This window comes from Kitasatospora sp. CB02891, assembly GCF_002803145.1.
Classification (GTDB): domain Bacteria; phylum Actinomycetota; class Actinomycetes; order Streptomycetales; family Streptomycetaceae; genus Kitasatospora; species Kitasatospora griseola.
Genome location: NZ_NNBO01000012.1, coordinates 89,075 through 103,419, shown reverse-complemented (window position 1 = coordinate 103,419; position 14,345 = coordinate 89,075). Strand labels below are relative to the sequence as shown.

At 72.4% G+C, this 14,345-nt stretch carries 16 protein-coding genes; 7 read left to right on the top strand and 9 right to left on the bottom strand.

Features of this window, described 5'->3' with window-relative positions:
- Nucleotides 1–163 precede the first annotated feature (163 nt).
- Both CG736_RS37990 and CG736_RS24950 read left to right on the top strand, forming a co-directional pair.
- Complete coding sequence (locus CG736_RS37990; RefSeq protein WP_304528219.1) at nt 164–1,321, top strand: helix-turn-helix domain-containing protein; 1,158 nt, start codon at nt 164–166, stop codon at nt 1,319–1,321.
- A 527-nt stretch (nt 1,322–1,848) separates the two neighbouring features.
- Nucleotides 1,849–3,183, top strand: coding sequence for a serine hydrolase (locus CG736_RS24950; protein ID WP_100588420.1), 1,335 nt, complete (start codon nt 1,849–1,851; stop codon nt 3,181–3,183).
- Nucleotides 3,184–3,190: 7 nt separating this feature from the next.
- On the opposite strand, the gene CG736_RS24945 is transcribed toward CG736_RS24950, so the two are convergent.
- Nucleotides 3,191–3,397: a DUF1737 domain-containing protein gene (locus CG736_RS24945; protein WP_100588419.1), complete on the bottom strand. Its 207-nt coding sequence runs from the start codon at nt 3,395–3,397 to the stop codon at nt 3,191–3,193.
- A gap of 164 nt (nt 3,398–3,561) precedes the next feature.
- Between CG736_RS24945 and CG736_RS24940 the strand changes: the two genes are divergently transcribed.
- Entirely contained in the window at nt 3,562–4,056 is a 495-nt protein-coding gene (locus CG736_RS24940; protein WP_100588418.1) for a ricin-type beta-trefoil lectin domain protein, read from the top strand.
- Nucleotides 4,057–4,088: 32 nt separating this feature from the next.
- Here the strand turns inward: CG736_RS24940 and CG736_RS24935 are convergent, their stop codons facing one another.
- The gene (locus tag CG736_RS24935; protein ID WP_100588417.1) at nt 4,089–5,258 is read right to left on the bottom strand and encodes an NAD(P)/FAD-dependent oxidoreductase; all 1,170 of its coding nucleotides are present in this window, start codon (nt 5,256–5,258) and stop codon (nt 4,089–4,091) included.
- A 94-nt stretch (nt 5,259–5,352) separates the two neighbouring features.
- On the opposite strand from CG736_RS24935, the gene CG736_RS24930 reads away from it, so the two are divergent.
- On the top strand, nt 5,353–6,090 hold the full coding sequence (locus CG736_RS24930; protein ID WP_100588416.1) for a TetR/AcrR family transcriptional regulator: 738 nt from the start codon (nt 5,353–5,355) through the stop codon (nt 6,088–6,090).
- Nucleotides 6,091–6,307: 217 nt separating this feature from the next.
- Here the strand turns inward: CG736_RS24930 and CG736_RS24925 are convergent, their stop codons facing one another.
- From CG736_RS24925 to CG736_RS24905, 6 genes are all read right to left on the bottom strand, one after another.
- The gene (locus CG736_RS24925; protein ID WP_100588415.1) at nt 6,308–6,943 is read right to left on the bottom strand and encodes a hypothetical protein; all 636 of its coding nucleotides are present in this window, start codon (nt 6,941–6,943) and stop codon (nt 6,308–6,310) included.
- A gap of 180 nt (nt 6,944–7,123) precedes the next feature.
- Nucleotides 7,124–7,591: a MarR family winged helix-turn-helix transcriptional regulator gene (locus CG736_RS24920; RefSeq protein WP_100588414.1), complete on the bottom strand. Its 468-nt coding sequence runs from the start codon at nt 7,589–7,591 to the stop codon at nt 7,124–7,126.
- On the bottom strand, nt 7,588–9,318 hold the full coding sequence (locus tag CG736_RS24915; protein ID WP_304528218.1) for an MFS transporter: 1,731 nt from the start codon (nt 9,316–9,318) through the stop codon (nt 7,588–7,590). The genes CG736_RS24920 and CG736_RS24915 overlap by 4 nt, the downstream gene beginning before the upstream one ends.
- 212 nt (nt 9,319–9,530) lie before the next feature.
- Nucleotides 9,531–9,689, bottom strand: a complete 159-nt coding sequence (locus tag CG736_RS36490; RefSeq protein ID WP_157815721.1) for a hypothetical protein — start codon at nt 9,687–9,689, stop codon at nt 9,531–9,533.
- Nucleotides 9,690–9,777: 88 nt separating this feature from the next.
- On the bottom strand, nt 9,778–10,329 hold the full coding sequence (locus CG736_RS24910; protein WP_100588412.1) for a dihydrofolate reductase family protein: 552 nt from the start codon (nt 10,327–10,329) through the stop codon (nt 9,778–9,780).
- Between the two features lie 157 nt (nt 10,330–10,486).
- A complete protein-coding gene (locus CG736_RS24905) occupies nt 10,487–11,443 on the bottom strand; it encodes a sigma-70 family RNA polymerase sigma factor (RefSeq protein ID WP_100588411.1) in 957 nt (318 codons plus the stop codon).
- Between the two features lie 26 nt (nt 11,444–11,469).
- Here CG736_RS24905 and CG736_RS24900 point away from each other — a divergent pair, with 26 nt between their 5' ends.
- Nucleotides 11,470–12,447, top strand: a complete 978-nt coding sequence (locus CG736_RS24900) for a sigma-70 family RNA polymerase sigma factor (protein ID WP_100588541.1) — start codon at nt 11,470–11,472, stop codon at nt 12,445–12,447.
- Nucleotides 12,448–12,454: 7 nt separating this feature from the next.
- Here the strand turns inward: CG736_RS24900 and CG736_RS24895 are convergent, their stop codons facing one another.
- On the bottom strand, nt 12,455–12,742 hold the full coding sequence (locus CG736_RS24895; RefSeq protein WP_100588410.1) for a hypothetical protein: 288 nt from the start codon (nt 12,740–12,742) through the stop codon (nt 12,455–12,457).
- A 168-nt stretch (nt 12,743–12,910) separates the two neighbouring features.
- Between CG736_RS24895 and CG736_RS24890 the strand changes: the two genes are divergently transcribed.
- A complete protein-coding gene (locus tag CG736_RS24890; RefSeq protein WP_100588409.1) occupies nt 12,911–13,477 on the top strand; it encodes a dihydrofolate reductase family protein in 567 nt (188 codons plus the stop codon).
- 47 nt (nt 13,478–13,524) lie between these two features.
- Entirely contained in the window at nt 13,525–14,085 is a 561-nt protein-coding gene (locus tag CG736_RS24885) for a dihydrofolate reductase family protein (RefSeq protein WP_100588408.1), read from the top strand.
- Nucleotides 14,086–14,345: the final 260 nt, after the last annotated feature.

Genomic DNA, 14,345 nt, shown 5'->3' with positions numbered 1-14,345 from the left:
TGCGTGGCCTCGCCGCATACTCCCCCTGTCGTCGACCGCCGCCGGGTGTGCACGGGACCCCCGTTGGAACGGATTATCGCTACCGGGAGGATCGGAATTGGCTGGGCCCTGGGAGGGACTTCCGCGCGAATTATCGACCGAACTCAGGGCGGAGCAGCAATCCTTGGCGGCCGAGATCATCCGGGAGATCAGGTCCGCCGTCCCCGAATTCGCCCGCCCGCTCTCGGGCCAATTCGGCGCCGGAATCCAGCAGGGCGTGGAGACCGCGCTCGCCGAGTTCGTCGACCGGGTCGCCGGGCTGCCCGCCGCCGGCCCGCGACAGGTCCGGGTCTACCGGGCGCTGGGCCGCGGCGAACTCGCCGAGGGCCGCAGCCTGGACGCCCTGCAGGCGGCGTTCCGCCTCGGCGCCCGGATCGCCTGGCGCCGCTACGCCCGGGTGGCCCGCCGCCACCGCCTCGACCCGGAGCAACTCGTCACGCTGGCCGAGGCGGTGTTCGCGCACATCGACGAGGTCGCGGCGGCCAGCGTCCAGGGCTACATGGACGCCCGCACCGACCGGGCGGGCGCGCTCGGCCGAGCCCGGCACCGGCTGCTCGACCTGTTGCTGTCCGGTACCGCCGATCCGGCCGAACTCACCGCCGCCGCGCAGTCCGCGGACTGGCCGCTGCCCGTGCTGCTCGCCGGCGTCTCGCTCGACCCGCGCCCGTCGGGCCCGTCGGCGCCGCTTCCGACGGCCCGTCAACCGCTGGCCCGGATCGCCTCGTTCGGCACCCGACCCGCGGGCGGCGGCCGACTGCCCGACCACGTCCTGATCAACCTGGAGGCCCCGCAGCCCCACCTGCTGTTGCCCGACCCGGCGACCGCCCTGACCGACCCCCGGATCACCGCCGCCCTCCAGGGCCGCGGCGCGGTGATCGGCCCGCCGGTGCCACCCGCCCTGGCGGCGCAGTCGCTGCGCTGGGCCCGGCTGGTCCGTGCCTCCCTCCCGCAGGCCCCCGACCAGCCGGTCGACTGCCGCGACCGCCTCGCGGACCTGCTCCTGCTCACCGACCCCGCGCTGGTCCGCCTGATCGCCGAACGCCGCCTCGCCCCACTGGCCCCGCTCACCCCCAAACAACGCGACCGCCTCGCCGCCACCCTCCTCGCCTGGCTCCAGACCGGCCGCGGCACCGCCCCCCAGGTCGCCGCCCGCCTCGGAATCCACCCCCAGACCGCCCGCCAACGCCTCCACCGCGTCCACCGCCTCTTCGGCCCGTCCCTCTCCTCCCCCGACACCCGCTTCGAACTCGAAGTAGCCCTCCGCGCCACCCCACCCCCCTGACCCGCCCGCCCTCACCCCACGCCCCACCCCACCGCGCCCACCCCGGCCCCCAACAGCCCACCCCCTCCCACCAGTTCTGCGGCCGACGATTGGCATCCGCCCACCCGTCTTCCTCCCCTGCCCCATCCGCCAACCGGACCCCTCCCTCACTCCACCCTCAACAGCCCACCCCTTCACGGCACTTCCGCAGCCAGCAGTTGGCATCCGCTCGCCCCCTCCCCTCCCCACTCCCCATCCACCGACCGACCCCTCCCCCACTCCGCCCCTCAACAGCCCATCCCCTCCCACCAGTTCCGCAGCCTGCGGTGAGCATCCGTCCGCCATCCCCACTCCTCGTCCACCAACCGACACCTCCCCCACTCCGCCTCTCAACAGCCCACCCCCTCCCACCAGTTCCGCAGCCCGCGGTGAGCATCCGTCCGCTCACTACCTCCCCACCTCGCCCCCAACAGCCCACCCCGTCGCACCAGTTCCACGGCCGGCGGTTAGCATCCGTCCCGGAACGGTTTTCGTTGGGCGGGGAGGGCATGAGCGTGCTGGACGGGTTGGACGAGTTCTGCGAGCAGGCATTGGCGGCGCACGGGTGTCCGTCGGTGAGCGTGGCCGTGGCGCAGGGTCAGGAGTTGGTGTTCGCGCGGGCCTACGGGCTGGCGGATGTCGCGGCGGGTCGCGCCGCCACCCCCGAGACCGCCTACGGTCTCGCCTCGATCACCAAGGCGTTCACGGCCGTGGCCGTGTGCCTGGCCGCCGACCGCGGCCTGCTCGACCTGGACGCGCCCGTGCCCGGCAGTCACCCGTGGGCGACGGTGCCGACGCCGCGTCAGCTGATGCAGCACCGGGGCGGGTTCCCGGCGTACTACGACTTCCACTACGGCGACGAGCCGTCACCGATCGACCCGGCCGCCTACCTCCGCCAAGTACGCACGCCGGGAAGTGACTTCGAGTACTCCAACCTCGGGTACGGGCAGCTCGGCGAGCTCCTTGAGCAGGTCTCCGGCCAGTCCCTGCACACGCACCTGCGGAAGCACGTGGCCGAGCCGCTCGGTCTGACGTCCTTCGAGCTGGGCGACGTCCACCCCGGCCCCGCACCTGTCGCGCGGCGCTACACCCCGGACGGCCGCACGTACCCCGACTGCCACAGCAGTCACCTGGCCGCCGGGTCGGGTTGGGCCACGGCCGGTGACATCGCGCTGTTCGCCCGCCGCTCCGCGAGTCTGCTCCGGCCGGCCACGGCTGCGGCGGTGCTGGACGGCCCGGCCATCACCGACCGTCTCGACTACGGTCTCGGTCGGATCGTCCAGCGCGAGGGCGGCTCGGTGATCTCCAGCCACGGCGGCGGCATGGGCGGTGTCGCCACCATGATGATCGACCTGCCCGACCGCGAGCTCTCCTTCGCCGTCCTGACCAACTTCACCGACAAGTCCGCCCGCAACGCCGTGGTCCGTCATCTGATGGACGCCGTCGCCCCGGAGTTCGACTCCGGCCACCTCCAGCCGGTCACCGAGCGGGCCCGGGACTTCACGCTCGCCCCGGGTGGCTGGGCGGGCCGCATCGAGACCCCGGACGGCGAGATCCCGCTACGCCTGGACGTCCTGACGGATCGTCAGGTCCGCGTCGCACTCGCTGATCTCCCGCCCGCCACCGTCCCGGCGGCCGCCTCCCACCGCTGGGACGCCCGCCTCGCCGCCGACCTCCAACTCCCCACCGTCGACGCCCGGTTGAACAGCCCGTCGTTCGGCCTGGAACTCCGCACCGACGGCGACGGTCTGACCGGGTTCGCCATCGCCTACAAGGACGGCGACCGCGAGGGCCTGCTCGGCCCGTACCTGGTCCACCCCTGTCGCCTGCTGCCCGCCGGCTGAACCCCCGTCAGGACTGCCGCGACGGCTGCGGCCAGAGCAGCGCCTGTGCCACGACGACCCGCTCGCCGTCGAACGTGACGGCGGGCCCTTCGTGCAGTTCGTAGCCCAGGGCGAGCGCCTCGCTGACCCGGTGGCAGAACGCGGCGTCGTCGGGGCCGGTCAGGACGCGGTAGCGGGGCAGGCCGTCCGGCGGCGTGCTCGAAGGTGTGCTCATGCTGACAGGATCCCAGACCCGGCCGCTCGTCCTCCACGCCCCCGGGGGCGCTCCGCCGCGCCGAACACTCCGCCCACGCCCCGCCCGCCGCTGCCGTGGGCGGGGCGCCTGCGGCTAGCGTGGAGGCGGAAGTCCAGGCCCCATCCCCCACGGAGGGTCGGAGCATGAAGCTGCGTCTCGCGGCCGCGCTCGGCACGGCGGCGGCACTCGTCTCCCTGGTCGCCGGTTCCGGCACGGCCAACGCCTATGTGAACATGGACAATCTCGTCATCGGCAGCAGCAAGTTCATCGATCACCACCTCGGCAGCGTCTACGGCAGCTACGAGTTGAGCTCGACCACGTACAGCACCTCGGCGGCCAACAGCCGTTGGAAGGTCGCGTCCGCCGCCCCCGACACCGACTACCCGAACGTCCAGCTCCGCAACGACAGCAGTGGCCGCTGCGTCCGGGCGATGAGCGCCTCCACGGTGCAGATGAAGTCCTGCAACAGCCAGGACCCGTACCAGATCTGGGCGATGACGCAGGGGGCGATCGGCACCCAGTTCTTCAACTTCGCCGTCCGCTCCTGCTTGGACAACGGCAACAACAGCCCGTACCTCTTTCGCGAGGAGAGCTGCAACCGCACCAATCCCTACCAGAGCTGGTTCCTGGTCCAGTGACCGGACCACCGCCGAGGCCCGCCCGAAGCGGCCTACCCGTCCGCCACGCCCTCGCCGTTGAAGAAGGCGGCCACGCCCCGCGCGCCGGCCGGTGAGTGGATCAGCCTCATCACCCGGTCGGACTCGGCGGCGACCTCGGCGGTGCGGGCGAACATCTCGTCCTCGTAGGCGCGCAGCGCCGCCCCGGGGTCGGCGGGGTGGGCGGTGAGGGCGTCGGCGAGTTCGAGGGCGTCGCGCATCGCCGCGTTGGCGCCGTTTCCGACGGGCGGCATCAGGTGGGCGGCGTCGCCGAGCAGGGTGAGGCCGGAGCGGTGCGGCCAGCGCAGGCCGACGGGGAGGGCGGTGAGCGGACGGGGCGTCAGCTCGCCTTCGCAGGCGGCGATCAGCCCGCGGCAGGTGGGCGTCCAGTCGGCGAACGGCTCCAGCAGCGCGGGGCGGGCCTCGGCGGGGCGGTCGAAGGGGATGCCGCAGGTGGTGAGCCAGTCGGCGGGGCCGTGGAAGGACAGGTGGACCAGGACCCGGCCGTCGGAGCAGCGCTGTGCGGCGATCGACCGGCCGTCGCCGATCACCCAGTAGCTGCCCCGGCCGACGGCGGCGGCCAGTTCGGGGTGGGTGCGGTCGACGGCGGGGATGACGCCCTCGACGGTGTTGACGCCGAGGTGGTGCGGCTCGACGGGGGTGAGCAGCGGGCGCAGCCGGGAGCGGGCGCCGTCGGCGCCGACCAGGACGCGGTGTTCGGCGGTGCCGCCGTCGGCGAAGTGCAGCTGCCAGCCGCCGGCCGGGGCGGGCGTGGCGCGGCGTAGGGTGTGCGCCCACCGGACGGCGCCGGGCGGCAGGGAGCCGAGCAGCAGCGCGCGCAGGTCGGTGCGGTCGATCTCGGGCCTCGGCGGGGTGTCGCCGGGCGCGGGGGCGGGGGTGTCCTCGCGGTACAGCAGGGTGCCGGTGTGGTCGAGCAGGAGCAGGTCCTGCCCTTCCGGGCGGGCGTGGCGGCGGAAGGCTTCCGTCAGGCCGGCTTCGCGCAGGGCGCGCTGGCCGGTCTCCAGGTGCAGGTCGAGGGTGCCGCCCTGGAGCCTGGCGTCCGGCCCGGCGTCGCGTTCGTACACCGTGACCGGGATGCCGCGCCGGGTGAGCAGCCGGGCCAGCGTCAGACCGCCCGGGCCTCCTCCGACGATGCCGATGTCGGTCGCGATCTCTGTGGACATGCGTCTCCCCCAAGCTGGCTGATACACCGTATCGCTCGATACACTGTATCGACAGTGCCCGGCCGCCCGCCACCGCCCGATCGGAGAACGCCCCATGACACCCCGTCAGCCCGTCGAGCCCGGGTCCACCCCGATCTGGGCCCGTCCCGAGCCACCGGCCCGCCGGACGCCGCATCCGCTGAGCCGGGAGCTGATCGTCGGCGCGGCGCTGGAACTCGCGGACGCGGACGGCCTGGAGGGCGTCTCGATCCGCCGGGTGGCGGCGGCGCTGGAGGTCGGCCCGATGCGGCTGTACGGGTACGTGGACACCAAGGACGAGCTGCTCGACCTGATGGCGGACGCGGTCTACGCCGAGATCGTCCCGCCCGCCGCCCACCTCCCGCCGGACTGGCGAGCGGGCCTGCGCCTGATCGCCGGCCTCACCAGGCGGGCCGCGCTGCGGCACGAGTGGTTCCCGGAACTGCTGGGCGGCCGACCGCATTTGGGGCCGCACGCCCTGGCCGCACTGGAGGCCAGGCTCTCGGTGCTGAGCGCCGTGCCGAACCTCGCCGGCCGCCCCGCCGCGCTGCGCCGGGCCGCGGCCGCGTTCCACGCCTACCTGGTGGGGGCGCTGCGCACCGAGCTGGCGGAGCGTCAGGCGGACCGGGCGGAGGGCCGTTCGGAGGAGCAGTGGCGGGATGCCATGTCGCCGTACCTGCGGCGGGTGCTGGACGAGGGCCACCACCCGCACCTGGCGGAGCTCATTGTGGAGGGCGAACACCCCGCGCCCGGCGCGGAGTTCGAGGCCGGCCTGGAGATCGTGCTGGACGGCATCGCCGCACAGGCGTCCTGATCGGGCGCCCTTTTCGGGCAGCCGGGCGAACGTCTCCGGCCAGGCCGACGGTCGCCCGGCCATTCCCTGCGAACCAGCTTGCCGGGGCCCGGCCGCGGCCACGACGCTGGTGACTGCTGCCCCGCCGTCCCGCCCTGCCGTTCCTCGCCGGCCGGGCGGGCACGGTGGTTCGGGCGGGCACGATGGGTCGGGCCGGCACGGTGGTTCGGGCCGGCTCTCACCTCGGCAGGGCCCGGCGCTTCGTCTCGGTCGCGGCGCTCGTCACCAGCTCGTCCCAGACCGTCGGCTCCGACCGGTCGAGCCCGCGCAGGAGTCGGCGTTCCCACCGCTGCGCGACAGTGGCCAGTCGCAGTTCCCTGGCCAGGGCGTCGTCGTCGAGGTGGCGGGCCTGCTTCGCCCGGCGCCTCAGCCCGCCGTACACGGCGTGGTGGAGCCATCGGGAGAGCTCGTCCAGGTAGGCCTCGTTGCGGTCGTGGACCGAACGTGGAGCCTGATGGGTCGTGGCGAAACTGGAGAGCCTGCTCCGCCGCAGCCGCCCGCGCGGGCTGCACCAGTACAGGTGGATGCCCCGCAGGCCGACGACGTCGCGAACCGGTATGCACCGACTGCGGACGAACCCCCGGATCAGTATCCCGTCGGACTCGCAGACCACGACGGCCCGTTCGGCCCGGACCCCGAGCCAGGCCCCGATCGCCGTGCAGCACAGCCCGACGACGACCCTCGCCGTGGTCGGGACACCGGGGAGACCGGCGACCAGCAGCGTCGGCAGGCCGGCGACGACCAGGAACATCCCCACCGCACTGGCGTGTCGAAGCCTCGGCTCGTGCTCCAGCACCAGCAGTTGCGCCTGCATCAGATCGGTTTCTCCGGCTCCGGGAGGTGGCGAACATCCGTACCCGACCGGTGTAGCGGATCGCCGTTCGACTTGTCGAGGGGCCGGACGACCTCCCGCCGACCGACGTGGCACCACGACGCGTCGACAGCCGGGCCGGGCAACTGGCGATGCGTCAATTCGGCATCACCTACGGCCCATTCAGTCCTCGAAGGCCACCAGCCGCTCAAGCACCGGCAGCGCCTCCAGCAGCACGGCGCGCTCCCGCACGTCGAGCTCGGCGGTGCGACGGGCCAGCACCTCGGAGCGGCGTTGCCGGATCTCGGCGAGCAACTCGACGCCCTCGGCCGAGAGTTCGACCAGTGCGGAGCGTCCGTCCTCCGGGTCGGGCAGCCGGGTGACCAGGCCGGAGGCGACCAGCGGGGTGACGGTGCGGGTCATCGACGGCGCGGCGACCCGTTCACGGGCGGCGAGTTCGCCGAGCCGGATCGGGCCGTGCGCCTCGATCCGGGCCAGTGCGGAGAGCTGCGCGAAGGTGAAGTCCTGCCGGTCGGACGCCTGGGCGAGCTGCCGGTGCAGGCGCGCGACGACCAGCCGCAGCCGGACCACCGCGGCCGGGTCGAGCCCACCCCCGACCGCCGAACTCCCGTGCCCTGACGAGTCGTTCACGCCGACTCCCGCACGACGGCCGGGTCCTGGGCGACCGCTCCCCGCTCCGCCGCCCGGCCGCGCAGCAGCGAGGCGACGGCGGCCACCAGCGACATCGCGATGGCCAGCGAGAACACCACCATCAGTCCGTCGTGGAACGGCCCGGAGATCAGGTGCGGGAAGAACTCGCGTCCGGTCAGGGTCTGTGCGTTGGACGCGGGCAGCGTGGACAGCACGTGCGGGCCGAGCAGTTCACGGACCGGGTTGTAGCCGAGGAACGCCGCGAACAGCGTGCCGACCGGCGGGAGCCCGGCGACCGCGTGGGCGTCGGCCGGAGAGACGCCCTGGGCGGTGAGTCCGCTGCTCAGGGTCCCTGGCAGGGAGCCGGCCAGACCGGCCACCATCAGCGAGAAGAACACGCCGATGGACAGCACCATGCCGGCGTTCTGGAAGGTGGCCCGCATGCCGGAGGCGGCGCCCCGGTCGGCGGCGGGGACGCTGGACATCACCAGCGCGGTGTTCGGCGCGGCGAACAGGCCGCCGCCGAGGCCGTTCAGGAACACCAGCAGGGCGAACCAGAGGTACCCGAAGTCGGTGGGCAGGAGCAGCAGTCCGGCGAACGAACCGGCCATCACCACCAGGCCGCCGGCCGCGAACAATCGGGCGCCGAACCGGTCGGACAGGTATCCGGCGATCGGGCCGGCCGCGAGGAAGCCGACGGTCAGCGGGACGAGGTAGATGCCGGCCCACAGCGGGGTGTCCGCGTAGTCGTAGCCGTGCAGCGGCAGCCAGATGCCCTGCAGCCAGACGATCAGCATGAACTGCAGGCCGCCGCGGGCGACGGAGCCGAGCAGGGTGGCCAGGTTGCCGCCGGCGAACACCGGGTCGCGGAACAGCCGCAGCGGGAACATCGGTTCGGCGACCCTGGTCTCGATGACGCAGAACGCGACCAGCACGGCGGCGCCGCCGACGAGTCCGGTCAGCACCCACGGGTTCGTCCAGCCCATGGTGTGGCCGCCGTACGGTTGGATGCCGTAGGTGATGGCGGCGAGCAGCGCGGTCAGGCCGACGGCGAAGGTGATGTTCCCCCACCAGTCGATCCGGCCCGGCCGGCGGATGCCGGTCTCGTGCAGCGAGCGGTAGGCCCAGACGGTGCCGATGATGCCGATCGGGACGTTGACCCAGAAGATCGACCGCCAGTTCCACTCGGCGAGCAGGCCGCCCAGCACCAGTCCGACGAACGAACCGGCGATCGCCGCCACCATGTTGACGCCGAGCGCCATGCCGCGCTGCCGGGCCGGGAACGCGTCGGTGATGATCGCCGCCGAGTTGGCCATCAGCATCGCGCCGCCGACGGCCTGGACCACCCGCCAGCCGATCAGCCAGAGTGCTCCGCCGCCGCCCGCCATCGGGTCGAGCGAGAGGATCACCGAGGTGACGGTGAAGATCAGGAAGCCCGCGTTGTAGATCCGCACCCGTCCCCAGATGTCCCCCAGCCGCCCGAGCGTCACCACCAGGACGGCGGTGACCAGCATGTATCCCATCAGCATCCACAGCAGGTAGCTGACGTTGCCGGGTTGCAGCGGGTTCAGGTGGATGCCGTTGAAGATCGCCGGCAGCGAGATCAGCACGATCGAGGCGTTGACGGTGGCGATCAGCATGCCGAGCGTGGTGTTCGACAGCGCGATCCACTTGTAGCGCGGATGCTCCACCCCGATCCGCCCCAGCCCGCCCGGTCCCTTGGTCACGTCGGCCATCTCCCGCCCCACCCCTGGAAGCCAGATGATAATTAGCTGATGTGAACTAAATTACTCCGCACCGCTGCCGCAGGCCAGCCCTCGACGCCAGGCCTGGACACGCCGCCCCTCGACGCCAGGCCTGGAGGCCAGCCCTCGATGCCCGCACGAACTCCCGGCACGAAGACCGTGCCGGGAGCCGGTTCGCACGCGCCCGTGGGCGCTTACTGCTGCTCCTCGTCCTGCTGCTCGTCCATGCTCTGCCGCCCCTGCTGCTGGTCGGCGGCCTTCTGCTGGTCGTCGCCCTGCGGGGACTTCTGGCCGAGACGCTGCTTGGCCTGCTCCTCCGCCTGCCGGGCCTTGTCCTTGAACTTGTCGCTCATGCCCATGATTACTCCCTGCCATCGGACGGTTCCGGGCAGTGCCAGGCTGCCACGGACTCCCCACCCCCGCAGGTCGACGACGGACCGCTCAGCTGCGCCGGTAGCGGGCGTACAGCATCGGCCCGACCTGCTCCGCCTGCACGCAGCGCAGGTCGGCGGCGGACGCGCCGTCGGGGAACAGCCGGGCCCCGGCGCCGAGCACGACCGGGACGGTGAGGATGCGGTACTCGTCGACCAGGTCGGCGGCGATCAGCTGGTGCACCACGCCGACGCTGCCGGTGACGACGACGTCCCGCTGCTCGGCCTGGACGGCGGTGAGCAGGTCTCCTTCCAGCAGGCGGGAGTTGGCCCAGGCGGAGGTGTCGGTGAGGGTGCGGGTGGCGACCAGTTTGGCGGCGGCGTTCATCCGGGTGGAGAACGGGTCGTCGCGGGTGGGCCAGAGAGTGGCGAAGTGCTGCCAGGTGCGGCGGCCGAGCAGCAGCACGCCGTCGTCGAGAGTGGCGCCGAGGCGGAACTTGTCGCCGGAGACGTGTTCGGGGCCGTGGCGGAACATCCAGCCGCCGCCGGGGGTTCCGTCGGAGCCGTCGGGGTCGGCGACCCGGCCGTCCAGGGTGGTGAAGCCGATGACGATGACGCTCATGGCGCGCACGTCCTTCCTCGCTCGGTGCGGCGGCCGTCGGGGTGTTCCGGCGGCCCTCACCGGTACGTACCGGCGGCGCGGCCCGAACTCATCGCCCCTGCCGGGAAAATCGCCGCAGAAATCGTCAGGGAGATCGCCGGGGAGATCGTCGGAGAGGTCATCGGATCGTCTCCGGCAGGTCGAAGGCGCGGAGCGTGGCGGGGTCGGTGAAGACGGTGTTGCGGGTGATCCGTCCGTCGGCCAGGTCCAGGACCTGGAGGCTGTGCAGGCGGTGCTGCCCGCCCTCGCGTGCGTAGGCGGCGAACGCGGGTTGGCCGTTGGCGCGGGCGGGGCGGGTCAGCCAGCCGGTGCCGCGCAGGCGGAAGATCCGTTCCATGAACGCGCCGTAGGCCTCCGGGCCGCGGAACCAGAGTGCGACCGGCGGCATTTCGAGCACGGCGTCCTCGGCGAGCAGGCCGACCAGCGCGGGCACGTCGGCGGCTTCGAACGCGGCCAGGTAGCGGTCGACGGCGGCCCGCTGTCGGGGGTCGTCGGGTTCCCGCAGGGTGTCCGCCGATCCTGCGGCGACGGTGGCGGTGGAACGGGCGCGCTGGAGTGCGCTGTTGACGGCGGCGACGGTGGTGTCGAGCTGCTCGGCGACCTCGGCGGCGGTGAACGCCAGGACGTCGCGCAGGATCAGCACGGCACGCTGCCGGGCGGGCAGCAGCTGGACGGCGGCGACCCAGGCGAGGCGCAGCTCGGTCCGGGCGTCCACGTCGTACCGGCCGTCGGGGAAGGGTTGCAGCCACGGCACGTCGGGGGCGGGGGCGAGCGGTGCGCCGGGGTCGTCGCCGGGGGCGCCGAGCCCGGACGGCAGGGGTCGGCGGGCCCGGCCGTCGAGGGCGGTGAGGCAGGCGTTGGTGGCGATCCGGTACAGCCAGGTGCGCACCGAGGCCCGGGTGGGGTCGTAGCGGTCGCGGGCGTTCCAGGCGCGCAGCAGGGTCTCCTGGACGAGGTCCTCGGCGTCCTGGAACGAGCCGGTCATCCGGTAGCAATGGACCGTCAGTTCGCTGCGGTGCGCGTCGAGTTCCACCCGGTCATGATGCCGCAGCCGCCGGATTGTCGGTGCCGCCATCTAGGGTGTCCGACGTGCCAGTGATCATGGATCGTGACGGGGTTGCGGAGCAGCTGGAGCCGTTTCGGCGGGAGCTGACGGCGTACTGCTACCGCATGTTGGGGTCGGCCTTCGAGGCCGAGGACGCAGTACAGGAGACGATGGTCCGCGCCTGGTCGAAGTTCGACGGGTTCGAGGGCCGGGCCGCGTTGCGGACGTGGCTGTACCGGATCGCCACCAATGTGTGCCTGGACATGGGGCCGGCGGCGCAGCGGCGGGCGCGGCCGATGGATCTGACGTCGCCGTGTCCGGCGGGGTCGCCGGATCTGACGCAGTTGGAGGAGAACATCTGGGTGGGTCCGGTGCCGGACGGACGGGTGCTGGCGGGGGATCCGGCGGAGGTGGCGCTGGGGCGGGAGTCGATCAGGTTGGCGTTCGTCTCGGCGTTGCAGAAGCTGCCGGCCCGGCAGCGCGCGGTGCTGATCCTGCGTGAGGTGCTGGCCTGGTCGGCGGCGGAGACGGCGGAGCTGTTGGAGACGTCGGTGGCGTCGGTGAACAGCGCGCTGCAGCGCGCCCGGGCGACGTTGGCGGACAGCGACGCGGCGGCGGGTGACACCTACAAGCCGTTGGACGAGGCGCAGCGGGCGCTGCTGGCCCGCTACGTGCAGGCGTTCGAGTCGTTCGACATCGAGGGCCTGAAGCGGGTGCTGCACGACGACGCGGTGCTGAACATGCCGCCGTTCCGGATGTGGCTTCGGGGCATCGAGGAGCTCGAAGTGTGGTGGCGCGGTCCGGGTCGCGGGTGTGCGAACTCGCGGCTGCTGCCGGTGGAGGCGAACGGCTCGCCCGCGTTCGCCCAGTACCGGTCGGCCGAGGACGGCAACGGCTGGACGCCGTGGGCCATCACGGTGCTGGAGGTGGTGGACGGCCGGATCGCCACGATGAGCAATCACCTGGACGTGGAGCGGCTGTTCCCGCTGTGGGGTCTGCCGATGCGGTTGACGGAGGAGGATCCGCGGCTCTGACATCGCGTCAGCCCTCGTGGAGGGTGTCGGCCAGCCCGGTGAGGTCGAGCACCAGCCTCAGCCGGGGGCCGACGCCGCGCAGTACCACCTGGTGGCCCGCCCGCCGTGCGAGTACTCCCAGCCTGCAGAGGCGTTGGAGGTCGCCGGGGGCGGGCCGCAGTACGTTCCCGACCAGCAGGGCGATCCGGGCGGGCGGGCGGTGGGCGTCCAGCAGCGCGGTGAAGTGCTCCTCCAGCGAGGGGCGGGCGGCGTGCTGTGGCGGTACGTCGAACTCGACGGTGTCTTCGGTGTGCATGCCGGTGATGACCGGTCGACGCTCGCGGACTCATCGGTGGAGCGACGGGCGGGTCCGAGAAAAAGTTTTTCGGATTTCTTCGCCGGGACCGATGAGTTCGGTGCGCGGGCCCCGTCTGACCGGTTGTAAGCGAGCAACACGCCGAGAACGAGCAAGGAGCACCATCCCATGAGGAAGATCACCGCCGGTCTGTTCATCTCCGCCGACGGCGTCGTGGAGTCCCCCGAGCAGTGGCACTTCAAGTACTTCGACGACGAGCTGGGCGCGGCGGTCGGGGCGCTGCTGGGCGCGTCGGACACCGTGCTGATGGGCCGCACCACCTACGACGTGTTCGCGGGCGCCTGGCCGGCCGTCGAGGAGGCGGGCGGCGAGGAGGCCGGGATGGCGAAGGCGATCGGCGACACCCGCAAGATCGTGGTCTCGCGCCAGGACCTCTCCTTCACCTGGCGCAACTCGGAGCAGCTGAAGGGCGGGCTGATCGAGGCCGTCACGGCGCTGAAGCAGGAGGAGGGCGGCCCGATCGGCATGTCCGGTTCGGTCTCGGTGGTGCGTCAGCTGCTGGCCGCGGGCCTGCTGGACGAGCTGCACCTGTTCGTCCACCCGGTGGCCCGGGGCACCGGCATGCGTCTGTTCGACGAGCTCGCCGGCCCGATCGAGCTGAAGCTGCTCTCCTGCCAGGCCTTCGCCGGCGGCACCGTGCACATGGTGTACGGCCCGGCGTCCGCCGCCGAGTGAGTCGCCCGTTCCCTGATCGCACGTCACCGACCGAGGAGCACCGAGCAATGAGGAAGATCACCGCGGGCCTGTTCATCTCCGCCGACGGTGTGGTGGGAAGCCCGGAGCAGTGGCACCTGCCGTACTTCGACGACGAGGTGGGCGCGGCGGTGGGCGCGCAGGTGGGGGTGGCGGAGACCCTGTTGCTGGGCCGCACCACCTACGACGTCTTCGCGGGCGCCTGGCCGGAGCGGGAGGCCGCGGGCGGCGAGGACGCGGGCTTCGCGAAGGCGCTCGGCGACATGCGCAAGGTCGTGGTCTCGCACCAGGACCTCGACCTGACCTGGCGCAACTCCGAGGTCCTGAAGGGCGATCTGGTCGCGGGCGTCACAGCGCTGAAGCAGGAGGAGGGCGGGACGATCGGCATGTCCGGCTCGGTCTCGGTGGTGCGCCAGCTGCTGGCCGCCGGCCTGCTGGACGAACTGCACCTGTTCGTCCACCCGGTGGCCCGGGGCACCGGCATCCGCCTGTTCGACGAGCTCGCCGGCCCGATCGAGCTGAAGCTGCTCTCCTGCCGGGCCTTCGCCGGCGGCACCGTGCACATGGTGTACGGCCCGGCCGCGGCGTAGTCGCCGATCTGCTCCACTCCCTCCGGGCACTCGTGTCGTCGGATCGACCGACCGGGTGCCCGGAGGGGGACGGCTCGCATCCGAAGATTTCGGGGTGGCTCTGCCAAGACTTCCCCAAGTGTCGGCAATCACAGCGCAATCTCGCCATCGAAGGTCATTTTCCGGTCGAGCGCACCATTTCCTCACTGAATGGCATCGCCAGCATTCGAACCTGTGGCAGGTTAAGTCATGGCGCATGTGAAATATCACATGCGACACCT